The organism is Methanosarcina mangrovi, assembly GCF_052057765.1.
Taxonomy (GTDB): Archaea; Halobacteriota; Methanosarcinia; order Methanosarcinales; family Methanosarcinaceae; genus Methanosarcina.
Genome location: NZ_CP195120.1, coordinates 4992534 through 5011708 on the forward strand (window position 1 = coordinate 4992534; position 19175 = coordinate 5011708).

Consider the following 19175-nt stretch of genomic DNA (forward strand, 5'->3'; position numbering starts at 1 on the left):
ACATTTACAACCGTCCAGAACAATTCTCAGAATAATTCTGTGCAAGCTTTCGTTTTTTCTTGAACGTATATGAGTTCCAACATGAAGATACTAACCTTTGATTACGGCTGTGTACAAAAAGCTTATGTGCTCGAATTTATTCGAATTGTATGGGGGGCCTGTATTGAAGGGACAACTCCTCTCGAATTATAATATTTTTATTTCTAACCCTCAATTTTAACTAATTTTTATACGCAGTTCGCTGATGTAAGTTTTTTACAGTAACATATGAGTACTTCTGGAAATATATCTACTATTAAATTATTTATTTTCTCTGAGCTGAGCCCAGATCTTCATAAAATTTTATTCTCACTTAGATCTAAAATTATCTTCTATGAATTTTCTCCATCTACAGCCATTCCATTAGGTCTCAATGAATGTCACCTTGTTAGTGACTGTAATATTAGATTGTTTAAGCAAGAAAAGCAAAAAAGTTCATTTCCACAGGTTTTAGCCTGAATTTTTTTCCTTCTGATAAAAAAGCTGGAAGAACTCAAAGGCTGGTTACGGAAGTTTTTATTACCCCGTACTTCCAGCCTTTCAGAGTTCTTTTCCTGAAGTTAGAGTTTTTATGCTACAACTTTCTCTTCTATATGCAGGGTTGGACACTTATTCTCATCTTCAATTTCGCTGCTGTAGAATGCTACGTAATCCGCATTTTCGGTCCGGGCTTTGATCAGGAACCCTGTATTTTCGTACTCGTCGCTGACGTACTCTTTTACAAGATCGGTTACGTTCAGCTCATAGTACCTGTTGTCCGGGATATCACTTCCGTTGAGGGTTATCGTAGCGTACGGTGTATCTCCCTGAGAGACATTATTCATATCGAACCAATCTCCTCCAGGCTGTGTCCAGAGCACTCCGGCATCCCTGCTGTTCCAGGTCACGTTTTTCGGACTCCAGGCTGCAGCAGGTCTGTAGATCTCTACTATCGTATCTTCCGGCCTTTCCCGTCCGTCAGGGTAATACCAGTAGAGGGACAGGGTTGCATTGGTAATATTTTCAGCATCGCTGTATTCGCTCAGGTCAAACAGGAGAAGGTCTCTGTACCTTCCTACTCCAGGCCTGCCTCCTATGTCGATGTACACCTTATCCTGGTAAACGACATCCGGTGAAGCTTCCCTGAGGCGGTTGTCTATGACAATACCTGTTGCATTCTCTTCCTTTAACGATGTGTTATCAGTTCCAACTACTTTTTCAGAAGCAGTTTCTGTTGCAGCATTTCCATTAACTGTTGTCTGACTATTGATCGTTGCAACTTCGGTTTCTTCTGTCTCTGTTGCAGCATCTTCATTAACTGTTGTCTGATTATTGATCGTTGCAACTTCGGTTTCTTCTGTCTCTGTTGCAGCATTTTCATTAACTGTTGTCTGATTATTGATCGTTGCAACTTCGGTTTCTTCTGTCTCTGTTGCAGTATTTTCATTAACTGTTGTCTGATTATTGATCGTTGCAACTTCGGTTTCTTCTGCCTCTGTTACAGCATTTTCATTAACTGTTGTCTGACTATTGATCGTTGCAACTTCGGTTTCTTCTGTCTCTGTTACAGCATTTTCATTAACTGCAGTCTGGGTCTCTGTTCCAGCTGTCGAATCTACAGTCGTATCCTGTGAGCTTGACACACTGCCAGGAGAGCCGTATCCGTATCCTTTTGCTACCCAATTCTCAACGCTGTGATCAGATGGTCCTAATATGTTTGAGCCTGTACCTACCTGAATGTAAGGCGACACGTTCCACATAACATTATCATGAACGCTAATTGACCCTTTTGCATTAACATTTCCAATGCCTGCACTGCTGCTTGATCCTTTGTAATCATGCATAATGTTGTGATGGACATTCACATTTGTCAGTGTATTTTCCAGTTCAACACAGCACCAGCCAGACCCGGCGTTACCTGTGAAAGTATTGTGGTCCACTTCAATATTTGCACAGTTGTCTACCCTGACACCGGTGTTGGTCTGAACCTCAACATAGCAGTTATACATTCTGGAATCCTTGGTGCCGGACAAAAATGACACGCCATCGTGTCCTGAGGATGTTATTCTACAGTTGTATACATTTATTCCAGAACTTTTACTGATTCTGACACCATCACCATATAGATAGCGAGTGAATAAAATGTCGTGTACTTTACTGTTAGTCGAAGACGTGAGTTTTATGCAGTTTCGATAGTCTCCGTGGCCTCCGTCACTTGGTCCGGTTGCTGTACTTTTGAATTGAAGATTAGATACTTCAACGTTAGAAACACCTGACCCGAATACATATGCAGGTGATCCCTCGGAGTTACAAACTGAACCCGTAGCATATATTATTGTGCCGTCGCCTGCACCTTTCAGTATTACATTAGATTTCAAAATTATAGGTGCACTTATCTGATAAGTACCAGCACTAAGGAGAACATATCCCGGGTTGCTTGATGTTGCTCCGGCTGCTACAGAATTTATTGCGTTATTAATTGCAGTCTGGGCATTTGTTCCAGACGTCGGATTTACAGTTATTGTATTCTGTGCGCCTAACGCAGCGGGTACGGTTGTTAAAATAAGGCATGCTACTAGGAATAGGGTTCCTATCTGTCTTTTTAGCATCGTATCACCTTTGGGTTGGATTTGGAATATGAGTATACTAAAAAAACTTTATAGGTTTATAGTATATTTCCCAAAGCACATACGGCCGTTAAATTAAGGCATGTTTTCAGGAATGGGGTTTCCTGCTTCATTGTTAGCATCGTATCACCTTTGGGTTGGATTTAGAATTTGGGTAAACTCAAAAAACTACGGAATAGTTGTATATTTCTCCAACAGTTGATACGGTTGTTAAAATAAGGCATATTGTCTGTCAGGAATAGGGTTCCTGGATTCTTTTTTAGCATCGTATCGCCTCTAGATTGGATTTAGAATTTGAGTAAACTCAAAAATTCCAGGATAATCGTATACTCTTTCCTAGATATTTCTCAAAATTCCATATTACGTCTCGTAATGTTTTTCCGAACTATCTAATTAGACCAAGCTCATCTCAAATATCTAATTATGTCGGGTCTATACGGTAATTCAAAAATTCTAATTACGTCTTCGTAATATTTTTGAACCTGTCCAATTCGGTTCTCTGCGTTTTGTGGGGCGGACACGGTGCAGAGGATTTTACACTCTCTATTCTCACTGTTACAAGTGGCTGGTTTTTGGAAGTGGACGGACGTAAGAAGCTCTGGCTCTGGACTTTTATTCAAAAGTTGTTATAATTACAGGATATTTTCAGGTCAAATTTTCCTGTTTTTGTCAGCCGTGGCTTTTAGCCCGATCAACTCATCTGCGAAATTTTTGTTTATTTGTGTTATGCTGAGTTGACTTTAAAGCTTATGTGATTCTATTATAAAATATTTTTGGTATTTTTTTAAACATTTTTATAAAGATTTTTAAACTTTATATTCTTGTACGTGCCTTAAGGCGAAAAAAGCAGTTTTCTCAGAGAAAAAGTTGCGTGAATTTTCGAGAACTAACTGGTTGAATTAATGAGTATAGCGGTCTCCTTTATCTGTTTTTTAAATTCATGCAATCTTGGGGTACGTAGTAATCTCTTTGTCCAACCTGTAGGAGTAATGAACAAATAATTCAGGTTGTTCTTTTCTCCAGAATTATTCCGCAACAGAATTCGAGCTAAATTATTTCTGTCTTCTTCACTTCTCTGTCTTACTCACCTCTCTGCTGGCTAAAATGGAGTGATTCTAAAGCCGTCGTTTCATCAGATTGGATTTCTACGATTCCTGCTTTCTGCCAGTCTCAAACCCTGAAATTTCAACATTATAACTTCTTTTTTCTTATGCTGAATATTCTTCATTATGTGCGGTTGGTCTATGCCTGCAGGTAAACCTTCATGGGAAGGAATTCTGTAATAGTTCTTTATATAGAAAGGAGAGCAACTAACTCAACTAAAAATGAATGTAGCACCATCTTTTCCTTCGGTCTGTCGTATTTCTTTAATAAAGTGCATTTTTCTCTTTACAGCCTGACTTTCCTGTTGTTCCATTCAACTACATTTCTTAAAACTCAACTCAATATGGTATTGATATCAAGATAAACAGCTTCAATAGCTGGAAACAGCTTTTCAAATTTTTGAATTTATCCTCCATATCAAGTAATAATTTTTCTGGTTTTTTCATATCCTACAGTACTCTTCCCAGATCCTGTGGGCCCTACAATAATATTTTTTCTCTCTCCGGCAACACAACTAATATTCAGGAGTCTGCCAGAGGTTTCTTTTTGAGCTTGCCTTTTTCTCAAAAAGGTAAGATTTTGTTCGATATGTTGAAAATTTGAAAAGTAATCTCTTTTTTCCAATTGTTCACAACTCAAGATTGTCTGAGGTTTTAGCGGCTCAAATAAATGTTCTGGTTTCTGAACCTCTGGATATTCTTCCAAAAAAGATTTCTATCTGTTTTGCTTCAGGGAAATCTACGCTTCTCTTTTCGGGAAAAAGATTGAATTCAAGAATAAACTTGCTTTGCCTGAAGCCTGGGAATTTCAATAAGTGTCTGCTTAGACTATGTATGCCCATTATCTGCTATTAATACTTATCTGCATGATATAATTTCTTTATTTTGTTCTCGCCGTTACAGTAATTTTTCTTTAATTCAGTGTTTCTTTGCCCTTTTCTTCCTTCTGATATCTCAAAAAATCTTTTATACTCTAAAGGTGTTACTTTAGCTGGGGAGGCTTTCTAAGCCAGTGGGGAATCATAGTTGCCAAATTCCCATTCTTAGTGGAACTTCCATTCTGGTTTCACAATAAAGCAAATATAGCTCGGAGTGAGGGGATTTAATGTACGGTAGTCTTTCAGTTACTGTAGATCTTGAAGATTGGTATCATATTCCTTCTGTCTGCAGTTCTCCGTTTTCGGTCTACAGGAATGTAGACGAATTCTTCAAGAACTGGAACGGCAGATATGATTTCTTGAGTGAGCCCACAAAAAGGGTGCTTAATCTTCTTGATGAGTTTAACATAAATGCTACTTTTTTTGTAGTTGCGGATACCATCGAACACTACCCAGGGTTGGTAGAGTTGATTGTAGATCGGGGACATGAGCTTGCATGCCACGGGCTGAATCATGCCTGCAAAATCGACCCTGAAACAAAAAAACAGTTAATGAGTGTGGAGGAGTTTGAGCAAAGGACTCTGGTTGCAAAGAGAATGCTCGAAAAAATCAGCGGAGAAAAGCTGGTCGGCTACAGAGCACCAAACGCTCTGGTAGGGGGGTGGATGGTAGATTCTCTCGAAAAGCTGGGATTTAAGTATGATTCATCTGTTTCCGTGAATTCCTTTTACAACAAAACGGACTCAGCTCTCAGGAATGTTTCGTCTTTCCCTTATTATCCTGCGGAAAACGAACTTGAAGCAAGCAGTGACCGGAACTTTATTGAGTTTCCATGGGCTTATTGTCAACATGGATTCAAGTTTCCTGCATCAGGGGGGCCTATGCTTCGATTCCTGGGGTCCTCATTCATACTTGACGGGCTTACTCAGAGTCTTAAAAGAGGGCACACTATTTTCTATTTCCATCCACTGGATATCTCCTGTGCCAGATTCCCCTCTCTTGGAAATAAAAGACCCTTTTACTGGTGCATAAAAGGGAGGCTTGTTGAACAGAGGATCCGGCATATCCTGAGTAAACTGAACGAAGTTGAGAAAATATGCTTAAGAGATTATCCGGGAGTAGCGTGTGTTTAAAAGGAAACTTTTCGGTACTCATAAAAAAAATTTAGGGCAGGATTTTTTTTCCTGCACCCCGAATGTTTTTTGCTCCTTGAATGTTTTCTGTTCCCTTAAACAGATCCAACCTCTAATATTTAATCCTGTAAAGGTACATAGCCAGGAAGTCTAAAGGCTTCCGGATTCGTAAAGAAACCGAACTCCTGTTCCTTAAAATCTAATTTTCGGACAACTGCTTTCCGGATTTTTTCAGCGAACTGCTTATTTGTTTCAAGTTAATGGATGTTTGCTGCTTATTTATTTCAAGTTAATGGATGTTTGCTGCTTATTTGTTTCAAGTTAATGGATATTTACTATTCTTAATGAGCAGAAATTTATGACCTTATTCATGTATCTCAAAAATGATGGAAATATAATGAAGGTCTGTAGATTACCATATAAAAACCCGAAAGCCTTTAATTCTTGAGGATTTTTATCTATGATGAAATTATTTCGGTTGAGGATGAGCATGTCAACCTGCGCATCAGGCATAACTATTAATTATCTGTTGAGCGATTGGATACACGAAAACTAAAAAGGAGAAAAATAAAGAAATTTTTGGATAGAAGGAAATTTTGAGAACGGAAGTTTACCTGCCGCAGGCTGCCTGTGAAAGTATACTCTATGGGAGTAGAGACTCTGTTTCAAGGAAGTTCTTATATAAAGGTACGGAAACCGGACTCTGTAACTTTCCGAAAGGATGGGGGACATATTGTCTATACTCAACAATAAAATCTTAAATCTGATAACATCGGTTTCTCTGCTATTACTTGTTTACAGCCTCTTTGTTCTCAGAGAAATCCAGCCTGAAGGCTACGCAGTCAATATCTATGAGCAGCTTCCTTTCCGCTTTTACCTGATCCTGCTCTTTTGCTACCTTTCTTCCTGCTTTGTTCTTCTCGCATTTCGGAAGATCGGTGCAGTCTTCTCCCTGATACTTGTCCATATTATCGTGTTAATAGTCCCCTATATGCTTGGTTACGCTTCAGTAGGCAGAGGAGACGAATTCTCATACCCGGCTCTGGCAGAAAATGCAGGAGCTTTCGGCTCCTCAGGACTTTTTGCCTTTTCAGATCTCTCTCCCACCGGTCCCCTACTGGTCTCAGCTCTGTCTCTTGCTTCAGGAATGAAGGCACAGGCATTATCTTACTTTTTACCGGTTTTCTTTTCGATTATATTTATTACCGGTATGTTTCTCTTTTACCGGGGCTTTATGAGCCGGGAAAAACTGGTTACAGTAACTTTCCTTTCCTCGGTTATTCCATACTTCGGACATTTCCAGGTCTCAACGGTCCCCTATTATCTCAGTTTCTGCCTTATTCCTATCTATCTTCTCTTGCTGTGGAATGCGATCTCCGATAAAAACAGGAAGGCTTCGATCGTTTGTTTGCTTGTTATGATGCCTTTGCTCCCGTTAGCTCATCCTTTTATCTTTACTTACCTGGTATGTTTCGCTTTTCTGCTCACTTTTGCAGGTAAAGCCATGCAGTCAGGACTCATTAAAAAAATCCGTAGTCTTAAAAATCTCGCTCAGGATCCCCTTTCCAGCTCTTCTGGAAAAATAGTTCCTCTCTTTATCTTCCTATCATTTACTTCGGGAGGCTTCTTGCTCTGCGCAAAGTATGCTTCGGTGTTTTTCGGTATTTTTCTCCCGGCTCTTACCCTGCGTATCGAGGCCATGATAGATGCGGGGTTTGCCACGATTCCAAGCATGGAACCCGGGATTTTCGAGTTCATAAACCTTTTCAACCTTTATTACGGCAAGTACTATATCCCGTTGATTTTCATTGGAGTCAATACAGTAATCGTATGGCAGAACCGTAAGCGTTTTTGCCACCACTTTGTCCGCAGGTACCCTCGCTTTTTATTCCTGTATATAGTTTCGTTCTTTCTGGAGCTGGGTTTTCTCTTAAACCCCTTCATTCCTTACCCTCCTGACCGATTTGTAAACTTAAGTTTCATCATCTTTGCCCAGATCCCGCTTCTGGGGTACTCTCTTTACATTGTTCTTCTCAGGAAGGGGCATACCCCCGGACTTGTCGCTACAATCCTGGCTCTGGGGCTTCTCTGGACTTTAGGGTTTTTCAGCTGTTTCAGTTCCCCGTATGCAGGCGGTATCTCGGAAGCTGTCGCACAGAATGAGGTGGAGGGAATGAACTGGCTGACCGGATCAAAAGCCGCATATCCGTATGTTCTGTATTCCGGAGAAAAAGCGGATCTCATGTTTTCAGGAAATTCTGCCGGCAGTCCGGGCCAATATGAAGCATTTCCTGAGGTTTATGCCACTTCCGGGTCAGCCGCTGCAAACCGTCCTGAGGATGTAGTGTCTTTGAAAAATCCCACCACGGCCGGATCTTTCTATCTTGTCGTAACAACTTTTTCAGAGGCTCTGAATGAGGAAAAATCAGTATCCGATAATCTGAGTTCCTCAGCCGGAAACAGCTCCGAAACTCAGGACAATAGGCCTCTGTGCAAGATTTACGATTCCCTTGACATAAAAATCTACGAACACAGTTCTTGAGTCTGACGGAATTGCCCCCGAGTTGCGCTTCCCGAGTTGCGCTTCCCGAGTTTCGCTTCGGGAGCACGAAGTCCTTTTCACTCGCTTCGCTCGCTCAAGAGGACTAATAGACGCAGGAGAGTGAAGCGAAAGATTTCGGTTTTTAAATATGTATATCAACCGATTTCAGATACTACATTTCAGATACTACTTTTTTAGTCCTGTTCTTTTGCTTTTTCTTTCATTGTCTGAGAGCTGATATTTTTTGCTTCTATTTTTGACCTGATCCGACTTGCCGCAAAGAGGAGTATAATGCTTAAACCTACTATTTCCGGGATAAATACGCCAGCGGAAGCCGGATTGTATGAATTATTCAAAATTTTCATGAAGTATTCGATAAAGCCTCCGGAGAGCGTATCTTTTGGAAACTTCCAGCCCAGAAACGGCCAGAAAAGGACTTCAGGGGAGTTCCATATCTGGTCTTCAAGCAGGTGACAGAATGAAGCTCCTGCAACAATGAGGGGTACCGTCCAGCCTTTCTGGTAGAAGGCGTAAGCTGCAAGCAGCCCCAGCAGGATTGCAAAGAGGAGGGTATGGGCAAAGATCCGCCCGCTGCCTATAGTCTCAGCAAGGATTATCCTGCCAAGGGGTTTGTCGATAAAGTCCGGAAGGAGAGCCCCAAAGGCTATCCACTTAAAATCTACCGGAATATTCTTTTTTGGCAATAACCGGCTCAGGAAATAGAAGATCCCCAGGGTAATGCCTATATGTCCGAGAATAAACATCAGATTAAAAAAGTTGGTTGTGTATAATTATTTTTTGGCCGGCCTGCCGGGAAGACATGCCAGCACAGGTTTCTACTGTTTGATACTCTACTGTGAACAGAACTTTTCAGACCTGGCACTCAGCTACGAGCTTTTCTACCAGTTCCTGCCTGATCGCAGTTCTCCGGTCCCCGCCGCAGACCATCCCTCGGACGCCAATTATATCGGGACCTATTCTTTCGAGTACCGGAAGGTCTTCGAACTTCAGGGAACCGGCAATTGCATTTTCCAGCCCGCATTCGTGAGCAAGGTCAGTAAACTCCTTCAGCTCCTTTTCATCCATGAATTCGAAGGTAGATTTCCCATCCTTGATACCTGTATCTACCATTACCACATCTACTCCTGCCTCTGCGGCAACTGCGGGGAGTAAGAGAGGAGAAATCGAATTGATACGTTCGTAGTCCGAATATCCTGAAGCAACAACCTTTTTTGAGGGGTCATAATCTTTTACGGCTTGCGTGACCTTTGTGAGCAGTTCAAGGGCCTGTGCCTCGGTCTGGATATCGTACAGGCCTACTTTTATGTAATCTGCTCCTGCGACTGCGGCTCCAAGGGCTGCAAGGGAGGCAGTTCCGGGTTTGTAATTGAAATCTCCTATTGTTGCGCTTATCGGTTGCCTGCCGTTTACAACCTCTTTAACATCCCTGATTACCCAGGGGAAATTGGCTCCGAGGGAACCTTCTTTTGGGTTTTTGACATCTACAATGTCCGCGCCGCCTAAAGAAGCGATAATCGCCTCCTCCCTGTTGATTGGACTTACAAGCAGTTTCATAGAAAGCCTCTAGTTAATATGAAGTTAAATTTTTTTTGATGTATATTGATCCTTTTATACAATAAATCTTATTTTATATTTTTTTATAGGATGATGTAACTATCGAATAAGTATGTTCCGAGTAGTCTTTGTAATGGATATATTTAACCGTAACGTGGTTCTTGCAAAAGGCGGGGTAAGGGAGAATTACCGCCCTGTTTCGAATTCGAGTGCTGTGTGCAGGACCTCAGTTCCCCTGGAAATTGTGGAAGCTTTACACCCGAGGGAAGTCTACATTGCCGACCTCAATGCGCTGCAGGGTAAAGGTCCTCTTGATATTAATGCGGAAATTATCCGGGGGGTAAGTTCAAAGGCAGATACTATGCTAGATTTTGGAGTCTCTTTTTTAAATGATGTGGACAAAGCCCTTTCCATTGCAGGAACTGCAGTTATCGGGACCGAGACCGGCAAGCTTGCAGTAATCAGGGACGCAGCTTCCAGATATCCGGGACGTATCAGTGTCAGTATCGATGTCAAACATGGAAAAATCCTGAAACAGGACCCTGAGATCCCTGAAGACCCCTTTGAAATTGTAAGGCTTCTTAACGGGTTTCCCTTAAAAGACCTGATTTTCCTGGACCTCGACAGGGTCGGAACAGCTTCGGGCTTTGACCCGGAATTTCTGCGCAAACTGGCTGAGACCTCCGTACACGATGTACTGCTTGCAGGAGGGGTCAGGGGTATGGAGGACCTTTTTGCTCTTGACAGGCTAGGTATAAAGGGCGCTCTGGTAGCAACTGCAATCCACTCAGGGGCGGTCCCTCTGAAAGTGATGAATCCGGGGCTTGAACAGATAAAAAAGGATGATTAACGAATTTCCGGGAAAGATTTATTCCTGCCTTATGCCCTGGTATATAAAGCATTAAGTATCTTTATAATCCAATTCGCAGATTTATATCCAGATCATCGGATTTCAGCATTGAAGCAAAGAGTTTACGAGGTTACAGTATGGCGAAAAGAAAGGCACCTGAGGAAAGCATTGAAGAGCCAGTAGAAGAACACACCGGAGAAAGCAGTGGAGACGGGTATGTGGAGATCAAGATGGGAGGTGGATGGTATATGACTATCTCTCTGGCGCACAGCGACCGTTTCGAAAAGGAATACGTAGAGCTCGCAAAAGAGCGTGGGGGCATGAAAAAGTCCCGTTTCAATCTCAACCCCTCGCATGTCCGGATGCTCGGGGAAGCTCTTATCAAATTTGCAGATGATAACGAGCTCTAACCGGACATTCACTTTCTTCTTTTATTTTTAGGTTTTAGTTCTATATTTTTTCCATGTCCAGGGTTATTTACTTTTCATGTCCGATTATTTGGTTTTCAAGTCCCGGCAATATCTTGTTTAACCCCTTTGGACAAAGTCGAGAATTTTTTTCACCACTGTTTTTTCCACATCTTCCGGAGAACCGGAAGAGTCGACCACTATAAAACGGTCCGGCTCTTCTGCGGCAAGTCTGAGGAAAAGCTCTCGGACTCCCCGCAAGAATTCTATCTTTTCGAATTTAGTTTGTTCTCCCCGTTTCCCACAGCGTTTAACTGCAATCTCGGGTTCGATGTCAAAGAGAATAGTAAGGTCCGGAACAACGGTCCAGCCTCTGTGAAGGTTCCTTACCCATTCAAGCGGGTTCTCGAGGCGATTTTTAAGGGTTATCCCCTGATATGCATAGCGGCTGTCGGAATAACGATCCGAAATCACGGTTTTCCCGTTTTCAAGGGCAGGCTTTACAAGCTTTGCCAGGTGCTCGGCATGGTCAGCTGTGAAAAGGAAGAGTTCAGCAAGCTGGTCGGTATCCGACCGAATGGCATTTTCGACAGCATTTCCGGTTAGGGTACCTCGTGTCGGCTCTCTGGTAAAGACCGGCTCAAAAACCCGAAGTTCAGGGTTTTCCTGAAGTTTTTTTGCAACCGTACTTTTGCCTGAACCGTCAATACCCTCAAGTGTGATCAGTTTGCCTCGCATAAGGACCGCCTTTCTTATTTTTTTCTTCACAGTTTTCATTCAAACGCACTATCTGTATTTATACTCTACAGAAAGCTCCGGCTAGCTGACGTGTAAAGGCAGAGATAATGTTAAAGGCGGAGATAAAATGAGTATCTATTTATGTAAACATTAAAAATAGCTTAAAGTAATGACCGTAATAGGAGTTATCACACGGGGCAAGTACGGGCACCGCCTTATTGAAACTGTAAAGGAACACAGTGATTTTTCAGTTGTAACTGCCGATCTGCCCGAGTTCGTGCCCGTATTCATCGAGGAGCCGGATGAGTTTCTGGAAAACCTGAATTTCGACCGGGAAGTCTTTTCTGCCGACATTGTGGTTACCTATTCCCTGCATCCTGACCTGACCTCAGCAATTGCAAAACTTGCCGCAGAAGCCGGGGTGCGCTCTTTGATAGTGCCGGGAGGGGCTTCCAGGGCGTCTGTTCCAGAACTTAAAAGAATTTCCGAAGCTTCCGGAATGGACATAGAGGTGGATGAAATTTGCTGCACTCTCGAACCCAATTCTGCTAACCGTCCTTTTGCTGAGATTTTCGGGTCTCCCATCTTGAAAGTTAAGACGGAGGACGGGAAAATAGCTAAAGTTGAGGTTGTAAAAGGCGCTCCATGTGGAAGTACATGGTATATGGCAAAGGAGATTGTTGGGATGCCGGTAAAAGATGCCCCTCCTAAAGCCGGGCTGCTGGTCCAGCACTATCCCTGCCGGGCTTCCAGGGGCGACATGGGGGGGATTCACGAGTCTGGAGAACTGCATAAGCAAGCGCTCATAAAAGCGCTTGAGAATGAGGAGTGATTATATATTCTTTGGAAAAATATATTCTAAATATGGCAGAAAAATGGGGCTCAATTTTTTAATTTCTGAAATTCCCGTTTTTTGCCTGTACCGGTCGCCAAGTACTTTTTGGGGGTGAAAACATTATTTCCCTATCTATATCAGAAGATTCAGGTCCTGAAGATCTTGAGCCAATAGCAGCTGCAGTTCATTCGCTAACGGGACTCCCTACCACCATCAGAAGCCTCAAACGAAAAGGGCTTCGCCTGGAAAAGGGAAAGGTCCTTGACAGGGACTATACAGGCCCCGTACTCGAAGAGGTGTTAAAGACCAACAAAGTTGCTCATGAAGTTCCCGCAGAAGGCATGTACCGTGGAAAACATGTGGTAGTTGCTCCCATCCGTTCAAAGGACGGGAAAGTTATTGCGGCTCTGGGGATTGTGGACCTTCTGGCTACAATTGATCTTCCCTCCGTCTTTCAGGAATATACTTCCGTGCTGGAAGAAGTAGAACATGCAAAAAAATGAATCTGAAGAAGATTACAAAAACATTCTATAAAGAAAAGGAAAAAAAGAACTGCTTTTTATTGGAGGATTTTGCCCCTCACCTCTTTTTCAAGGTTTGAGAGGGACATTTTTCCATTTCCTCCAGTTTTTGATGAAATCCAGGGTATGAGTTTTAAAACCGGGGAGAGTTTTCCGGTATTTACTCTGGCTTTTCGTATAGTTTGATCTTTTTCAGCAGGGTTCCGTTCTTTGCGTGGGGCTGTCTGAAGACTGTGTCGTTGGACTTTTCGATTTCCCTTGCCTGAGTTGCAAGTATTGCTGCAGCTCCCATGATTTCATGCCCGGCTGCGGCTGTGAGGCAGACCTGTTCGATTTCTTTTAACATGAAGCAAGCAGGGAAGTTAACCTGTGCGACTTTCTCAGCCATGTGAAGGGCAGCAAGAGCTTTTGCCTTTGCATAAGGGTTTGCAAAGCCTGCGTGTTCAACGCATTTCTCTGGTTTTGCGAAGATGTGCGGAAGTTCGAGGTCTTTTCCTGACTTTCCGGATGCTACCTGTTCTGTTACTCTGTCGAGCTCTTCCTGGATAAGTCTTACAACACCACAGACAGAAAGCACTTTCATAGCATCGGAATTGAAGGATGCCATCTCTACGGGGTCGAGGAATTCCCTCTTTGCTCCGATGAGGGGATCTACCGGAAGGATGATGTATCCGAAACCTTCCTGCTCAAAAGCCTCGCGGGCTTCCTTTTTTGTGGGACCGTCTGAAACTACGATGCAAGGAACGTCCTTCCAGATTTCACGGGCTGCGGTAGGGCCCGGCGCTGCTGCATTAGGACTGATCATTACCACGAAGTCAGCATTCCACTGCTTGAAGCTTTCAGTCTCTGCAGCATCGGCAGGGCCCATTTTGGCACCAGTACCGAATACTCTTACGGTGATTCCCTCGCGCGCTGCAATTTCATCCTGGATCAGATTGATAACCTGGCTCATTCCCAGGTTGCCCATTTTTATAAAGCCTATGTTGACCATTTTTCTCAAAATCCTGTGTTGACCTTTTTCTTCAATACTGGAATTCCTAAAGGGTTTATAATCCTTTTGGCAATCTCTCTCTCATATCACCCTTATTTTATATATTTGTGTCCTATTTATAATCATTATTCGGTATCTTTTGCGGGTCCTCCGAAAAGCTTAAAAGGGATGTGATTTATTTCACTCAAAAACGTTGACATCAATGCTGTTGTTTTGTGGTTTTGTTTCGCGAAACCCGCATTATAATTTGAAGAACTTTATCCGTTGGTGGGCTTTTAATGTTAGGGCGCATATACATCAGGCTGCGGGGGTACCGCTGAAAACGGTGCTTCGGGTGGCATGCCCTTTTTCGGGAAATTGTCCCGCTATGTCTATAGATATTCAGGTCCAGGTTTTGATTGCGTGAACTGTCCTATGCATAATTCTACTGAAAACAAACTTATTGTTTTTGATATGGATAGCACCCTTATAGACGCTGAGACCATCGATGAGCTCGCCAGGGCCGCAGGTGTTGTTAGCAAGGTAGAGGAGATTACGAAGAGAGCGATGTATGGAGATCTCGATTTCGAGCAAGCGCTTGCAGAAAGGGTCCGACTTCTTAAGGGGCTTCCCCTTGAAACCGCCCTGGATGCCGTAAATCAGATCAATCTTATGCCTGGAGCAGCTGAACTTGTTCTGTACGTTAAACAACGAGGGTATAAGACTGCTATGATTTCCGGTGGGTTTACCATTGCTGCCGAAAGGGTAGGTAAAACGCTTGGTATTGATTTCGTCGTTTCTAACGAACTGCTTGTGGAAGACGGCTGCCTCACGGGCGAAGTTGTCGGTCCTGTCACACAGAGCGACTCCAAAGCAAAGGTGTTCGAGGAATTGGCCTGGCTCTACAATGTCAGGCCCGAGCAGTGTGTGGTTGTCGGGGACGGCGCAAATGATGCCTGTATCTTTGAGATAGCAGGGTTTGCCATAGCTTTCAATCCAAAGCCCATCCTTAGGGAATATGCGGACGTGGTTATAACAATAAAAGATCTTAGAGCCGTGATCCCTGTTCTTGAATCTCTTTCTTATCAATGTTGTAATCAGGCACAGCATGTCGACATCGAACACTACTAAAATGCCAGCTTTTTTGCTGGACCGGGAGGCACAATAAGAGATGCTAAAGGAATTGCAGAAAAAAAGATCAGATCTGAAGGACATTTCTGAAGAATCCAAGGAAAAAAGGAACACTTTGAACGCTGAGGCCAGTGCTCTTGCCGCTAAGCGCAACGACCTTAACAAGAAGACGAAAGACCTTATCAACGAAGCCCAGGAACTGAAAGTTCTCAGGGACGAGATCAACGAGAAGGTCAGTGAATATAAGAACAAGCGCGATGAGACCAATGCCAGAGCAAATGAACTCTTTGCAAAGGCAGATTCCATCAGAAAGCAGAACAACCTTGGTGGCCCCTCAATCAAAGCCCTGAGGAAAGACATCGACCGTCTTGAATTCACCCAGCAGACCGAAGTCCTTAGCACCAGCAAGGAAAGGGAACTCGTTGGTAAGATCACCCAGCTTCAGAAACAGTACCAGGTTAAAAAAGTCCAGCTTGAGGGCAACCTCGAACTGAAAAACATTCTGGACGAAGCCCAGAAGATCAGGGACGAAGCTTCGGAGTTCCACAACGAACTTGCCGAGTATGCCAGGCAGGCCCAGGAATACCACGAGAAAATGATTACCGCCTTCAAGGAAGCTGACAGGACCAGGGCAGAGTCGGACATCGCACACCGCGAATTTGTAAAAGCCCAGGAAGCAGCTGACGAACAGCACAAGATTTTCATCAATGCCCAGAAGGAAATCAGGGATCTCGATAAAGAAATCTTCAAGCTTAAGAAGAAAGACAAGGACGGAAAGTCCCGTGTCGTCAAGTCCGAACTTCAGAAGGACGCCAAATCCATTTTCGAGAAGTTCAAGGGCGGGGCAAAGCTCACTACCGAAGACCTGATGACTCTTCAGCGGTCCGGTTTAGTCTAATCAATTATAGAATAGATTTGTTCGCTGGATTTCTAATTTCCATGGCAGGTGAAGGGCTCAAACCTTTATCTGCACTCTTTTTTCTTTTGCCGGTGCAGTGCCGGAATCTGCTGCCTGTTTAATGCTGGCTTTTTTGACGTTGACTGGTTTTTTTGACATTGACCGGCTTTTTTAATGTTTACCGGCTTTTTTTTGTAAGCTTTCATTCTTAGCCGCTTCCTGTTCACGGCTAATTTTGTTCGTAGATTTTTGCACGGCTGGGATTTTTACCTTTAATAGCTAATTCTTCTGTCTTCGGCAGCTAATTTTTCTACCTTCTCTGCTGTGCAGGTAACCTCTTGGGCATGCGAAAAAAAGAAAATTCGAAATAAAATAAGCTCTGAATTTGGTCTGCCTGCTTCAAAAATATGAAATTTGTTTTAAAAAGCGTGAAGTTCATTCCAGAAGCTTCAGGTATTTTTCTCTGAACTCGGGGTTTCTCATAAGGCAGCATTTTGCATTATACGCGGGGTCTTCCCTGATCTTTTTCCAGACATCCTTTATCCTGTCCCTGTGGACATTTCCATAGGGGATAGGGATGCAGGCGCAGGGGAGAACATTTCCTTCAGGCGTTATATGCAGCCACTTTCTGCCTGCCATACAGCCTGTAGTCCTCATAATCTGGGGAATCGGAAAAATTCTGGGTCCGTTTTTTTCCCTTGCATTGGACACAAAATTGTCAAATTTTCGGAGGTCTTTTGGGGTCATGATCTCGGAAGCATGGTCCATCCACCTGCCTGTCGGCACTATCTCATAGAAGGAGAGTTCATGGACTCCCAGCTCCGTTGCAAGGGTATAGAGTTCATTAAGCTCATTGACATTATCCCTTGAAAGCACCACATATATATTTACAAGCAGCCCTGCAGCAAGTCCGTTTCTGACTGCTTCAACTGCGCTTTTGAAAACTCCTTTCCTGCCCCTTACATAATCGTGCTTTTCTTCATACGCACTGTCAAAACTGACCGTAAGGGAATACAGCCCGGCAGCTTTCAGGCTTCTTGCGCGTTCTTCGGTCAGCCCGACTCCTGAAGTGAACATACCAGTAATGGCTTTATCAGGGTCAACGTAGTTTATCAGGGCTTCCAGACCCGGATAGGTCAGGGGTTCTCCCCCATCAAAGATCACAAAGGTTGTGCCCATTTCGAGCACCTGATCGATTACACCTTTGACGGTTTCGGGTGCAAGCTTCGCCCTGTTCTTTGTGTCGGGGAGGGCACAATGGATGCAGTTGTTGGGGCAGTCCTCGGTAATTGAGATTGTTACCTGGTCAGGCATATTTTTCCCGAACATTGATGACATCTGGCTCCTGACAAGCCGGTCAAAACCCGGACTCGGAATCGGAGGCATCCAGGTAGAATAGATCAGGCGGTCAGCTTCTACGTTTGCAGGCTTTTCGCCGTCAAAGATCGAGATGTTTGCAGTAAGGACTTTTTTCATGAGCGGAGAGGCTATCCCTCCGGTTTTCATCTTCAAGCACCCATCTTCGATTTCAGCATAAACCCTGAAAAGGGGATTTTTATAAAACTCGTACTGCATACTTTCCCTGCATCTGGCTTTCTGGCGGTATTTTTTCCTTTCCGTAGTTTCGGATCTATTTGTTCGGACTTTTCTTTATTTCAATTTTATTTTCCTTTTTGTTATTTCCGCTTTGTTTCAGTTTTATTTTCCGTTTTATTTTCCGTTTTATTTTCCGTTTTATTTTTTTATTTCAGTTCTATCATTTCCAGCTTTCTCTGGTTTGTTCTCAGTTTACTTATTCCTCAGGAATGCTCTGTAGTTCAACATGGCTGAGGGTTTCTTCCTGAGCATGAATGTAAAAACCTGCAGAGCCTGTTCAAAAGAACTTCCGTGGATGAAGGAGAGGTCTTCTTTTTCAAATACCTTTGCCATCTCATCGATTTCCCTGTCCGTCATCTTCCTTAGGGTCTCAAGCCCCATGCGGCCAATGTGGTGCTCGACCTTAAACTCTTTTTCCCAGATTTTCCGGTATTCCGAAAGGGCACTTTTTGAGACGTCTCCCTTTTTTACAGCACCTGCCGCCACATCCCCGCAGATCTGGCCTGCCCTCATTGCATAGCCTATCCCGGACTGCCCTGCAGCCCCTCCGACTATCATTATCCCGTCCGTTATGTATTCTCCCGGGATGGTAACGATAGGGTCTCCTCCGGAAAGTTTTCTTACAACCTCAAGTTCCTCGAGCTCTTTAAGTTTTTTGAAGCGCTCTACCCAGGCATTCAGGTACGGAGTTGCGTCCTTCCCGCACCTGCGCACATATGCTCCGATCGCGGCATTATCGCTTCCTCTGGGCGCATAGGTGGTTTTCCAGCCGGGGGCATGGTTTCCTACATAGTACTCAAACATTTCAGGCTTCCCGAGCCCGGGAGCCTTTACGTCCAGCTCAATTCCCCAGGCAATGTCTTCCGGGTGTTTCATTGTTTTCAGGCCCAGAAGAGAAGCCATTTTCGAATTTATGCCGTCGGATATGATTACAAGTTTCGATCTGAATCTCCCCGCCGAAGTGCTGACAGCAAATTCCCCTCCTTCTCTCCAGATATCCTTTGCTTCTATTCCTCTCCTGATGTCAACTCCGGTTTTCATTACTTTTTCAGCATAAAACCGGTCAAACTTTGCTTTGTCAATAGAATAGCCTGGAGTCTCTACTATTACCTCACGTCCTCCCGGAGAGATGATCTTCATTCCTTTGAGGTAGTGCACAACATAAGACGGGTCTGCCTTTTCCCCGCACCTGTCAAGCATCCCTTTAAAAAAAGAGTTTGCAGGGTGGGGGGGATTTCCTATCTCTTCCTTTTTTTCCAGCAAAAGGACATCTGCGCCCTTTTCACAGGCGTTTCTGGCAGCCATGAGTCCTGCAGGGGACGCCCCGATTACAATAATGTCCGCATCCATTTT

Annotated in this window: 17 protein-coding genes; 9 read left to right on the forward strand and 8 right to left on the reverse strand. The window is 43.6% G+C overall.

All coding sequences use genetic code 11. The features are described 5' to 3' along the window. Positions 1–69 precede the first annotated feature (69 nt). Positions 70–192 (forward strand): hypothetical protein, encoded by a 123-nt coding sequence (locus ACSAZL_RS21970; protein WP_440946666.1) that lies wholly within the window; start codon positions 70–72, stop codon positions 190–192. A 416-nt stretch (positions 193–608) separates the two neighbouring features. Here the strand turns inward: ACSAZL_RS21970 and ACSAZL_RS21975 are convergent, their stop codons facing one another. Continuing rightward, positions 609–2627, reverse strand: coding sequence for a disaggregatase related repeat-containing protein (locus ACSAZL_RS21975; protein WP_440946667.1), 2019 nt, complete (start codon positions 2625–2627; stop codon positions 609–611). Between the two features lie 1539 nt (positions 2628–4166). Further along, the gene (locus ACSAZL_RS21980) at positions 4167–4454 is read right to left on the reverse strand and encodes a hypothetical protein (RefSeq protein WP_440946668.1); all 288 of its coding nucleotides are present in this window, start codon (positions 4452–4454) and stop codon (positions 4167–4169) included. A gap of 399 nt (positions 4455–4853) precedes the next feature. On the opposite strand from ACSAZL_RS21980, the gene ACSAZL_RS21985 reads away from it, so the two are divergent. Together ACSAZL_RS21985 and ACSAZL_RS21990 are read left to right on the forward strand one after the other, a co-directional pair. After that, positions 4854–5759 carry a polysaccharide deacetylase family protein gene (locus ACSAZL_RS21985; RefSeq protein ID WP_440946669.1) on the forward strand — a complete coding sequence of 302 codons (906 nt, stop codon included), beginning with the start codon at positions 4854–4856 and terminating at the stop codon, positions 5757–5759. 733 nt (positions 5760–6492) lie between these two features. Next, positions 6493–8301 carry a DUF6541 family protein gene (locus ACSAZL_RS21990; protein ID WP_440946670.1) on the forward strand — a complete coding sequence of 603 codons (1809 nt, stop codon included), beginning with the start codon at positions 6493–6495 and terminating at the stop codon, positions 8299–8301. Between the two features lie 194 nt (positions 8302–8495). Here the strand turns inward: ACSAZL_RS21990 and ACSAZL_RS21995 are convergent, their stop codons facing one another. Together ACSAZL_RS21995 and ACSAZL_RS22000 are read right to left on the reverse strand one after the other, a co-directional pair. Then, the gene (locus tag ACSAZL_RS21995) at positions 8496–9065 is read right to left on the reverse strand and encodes a metal-dependent hydrolase (RefSeq protein ID WP_440946671.1); all 570 of its coding nucleotides are present in this window, start codon (positions 9063–9065) and stop codon (positions 8496–8498) included. A 106-nt stretch (positions 9066–9171) separates the two neighbouring features. Continuing rightward, entirely contained in the window at positions 9172–9876 is a 705-nt protein-coding gene (locus ACSAZL_RS22000) for a (5-formylfuran-3-yl)methyl phosphate synthase (RefSeq protein ID WP_440946672.1), read from the reverse strand. A gap of 112 nt (positions 9877–9988) precedes the next feature. On the opposite strand from ACSAZL_RS22000, the gene ACSAZL_RS22005 reads away from it, so the two are divergent. Then, a complete protein-coding gene (locus tag ACSAZL_RS22005) occupies positions 9989–10726 on the forward strand; it encodes a HisA/HisF-related TIM barrel protein (RefSeq protein WP_440946673.1) in 738 nt (245 codons plus the stop codon). 137 nt (positions 10727–10863) lie between these two features. Next, entirely contained in the window at positions 10864–11136 is a 273-nt protein-coding gene (locus ACSAZL_RS22010) for a hypothetical protein (protein ID WP_440946674.1), read from the forward strand. A 117-nt stretch (positions 11137–11253) separates the two neighbouring features. Here ACSAZL_RS22010 and tmk read toward each other — a convergent pair whose 3' ends face one another. After that, complete coding sequence (gene tmk / locus ACSAZL_RS22015; RefSeq protein ID WP_440946675.1) at positions 11254–11871, reverse strand: dTMP kinase; 618 nt, start codon at positions 11869–11871, stop codon at positions 11254–11256. A 169-nt stretch (positions 11872–12040) separates the two neighbouring features. On the opposite strand from tmk, the gene ACSAZL_RS22020 reads away from it, so the two are divergent. Continuing rightward, positions 12041–12703 carry a DUF166 domain-containing protein gene (locus tag ACSAZL_RS22020; RefSeq protein WP_440946676.1) on the forward strand — a complete coding sequence of 221 codons (663 nt, stop codon included), beginning with the start codon at positions 12041–12043 and terminating at the stop codon, positions 12701–12703. A 65-nt stretch (positions 12704–12768) separates the two neighbouring features. Beyond that, positions 12769–13209, forward strand: coding sequence for a DUF2111 domain-containing protein (locus ACSAZL_RS22025; protein ID WP_440948933.1), 441 nt, complete (start codon positions 12769–12771; stop codon positions 13207–13209). Positions 13210–13387: 178 nt separating this feature from the next. Here ACSAZL_RS22025 and ACSAZL_RS22030 read toward each other — a convergent pair whose 3' ends face one another. Next, entirely contained in the window at positions 13388–14218 is an 831-nt protein-coding gene (locus tag ACSAZL_RS22030; protein WP_440948934.1) for a F420-dependent methylenetetrahydromethanopterin dehydrogenase, read from the reverse strand. Positions 14219–14632: 414 nt separating this feature from the next. Here ACSAZL_RS22030 and serB point away from each other — a divergent pair, with 414 nt between their 5' ends. Both serB and ACSAZL_RS22040 read left to right on the forward strand, forming a co-directional pair. Beyond that, on the forward strand, positions 14633–15328 hold the full coding sequence (gene serB / locus ACSAZL_RS22035) for a phosphoserine phosphatase SerB (protein WP_440946677.1): 696 nt from the start codon (positions 14633–14635) through the stop codon (positions 15326–15328). A 40-nt stretch (positions 15329–15368) separates the two neighbouring features. Continuing rightward, positions 15369–16226, forward strand: coding sequence for a coiled-coil protein (locus ACSAZL_RS22040; RefSeq protein WP_440946678.1), 858 nt, complete (start codon positions 15369–15371; stop codon positions 16224–16226). A 435-nt stretch (positions 16227–16661) separates the two neighbouring features. Here ACSAZL_RS22040 and ACSAZL_RS22045 read toward each other — a convergent pair whose 3' ends face one another. Further along, a complete protein-coding gene (locus tag ACSAZL_RS22045) occupies positions 16662–17801 on the reverse strand; it encodes a radical SAM protein (RefSeq protein ID WP_440946679.1) in 1140 nt (379 codons plus the stop codon). A 213-nt stretch (positions 17802–18014) separates the two neighbouring features. Beyond that, entirely contained in the window at positions 18015–19172 is a 1158-nt protein-coding gene (locus tag ACSAZL_RS22050) for an NAD(P)/FAD-dependent oxidoreductase (RefSeq protein ID WP_440946680.1), read from the reverse strand. Positions 19173–19175: the final 3 nt, after the last annotated feature.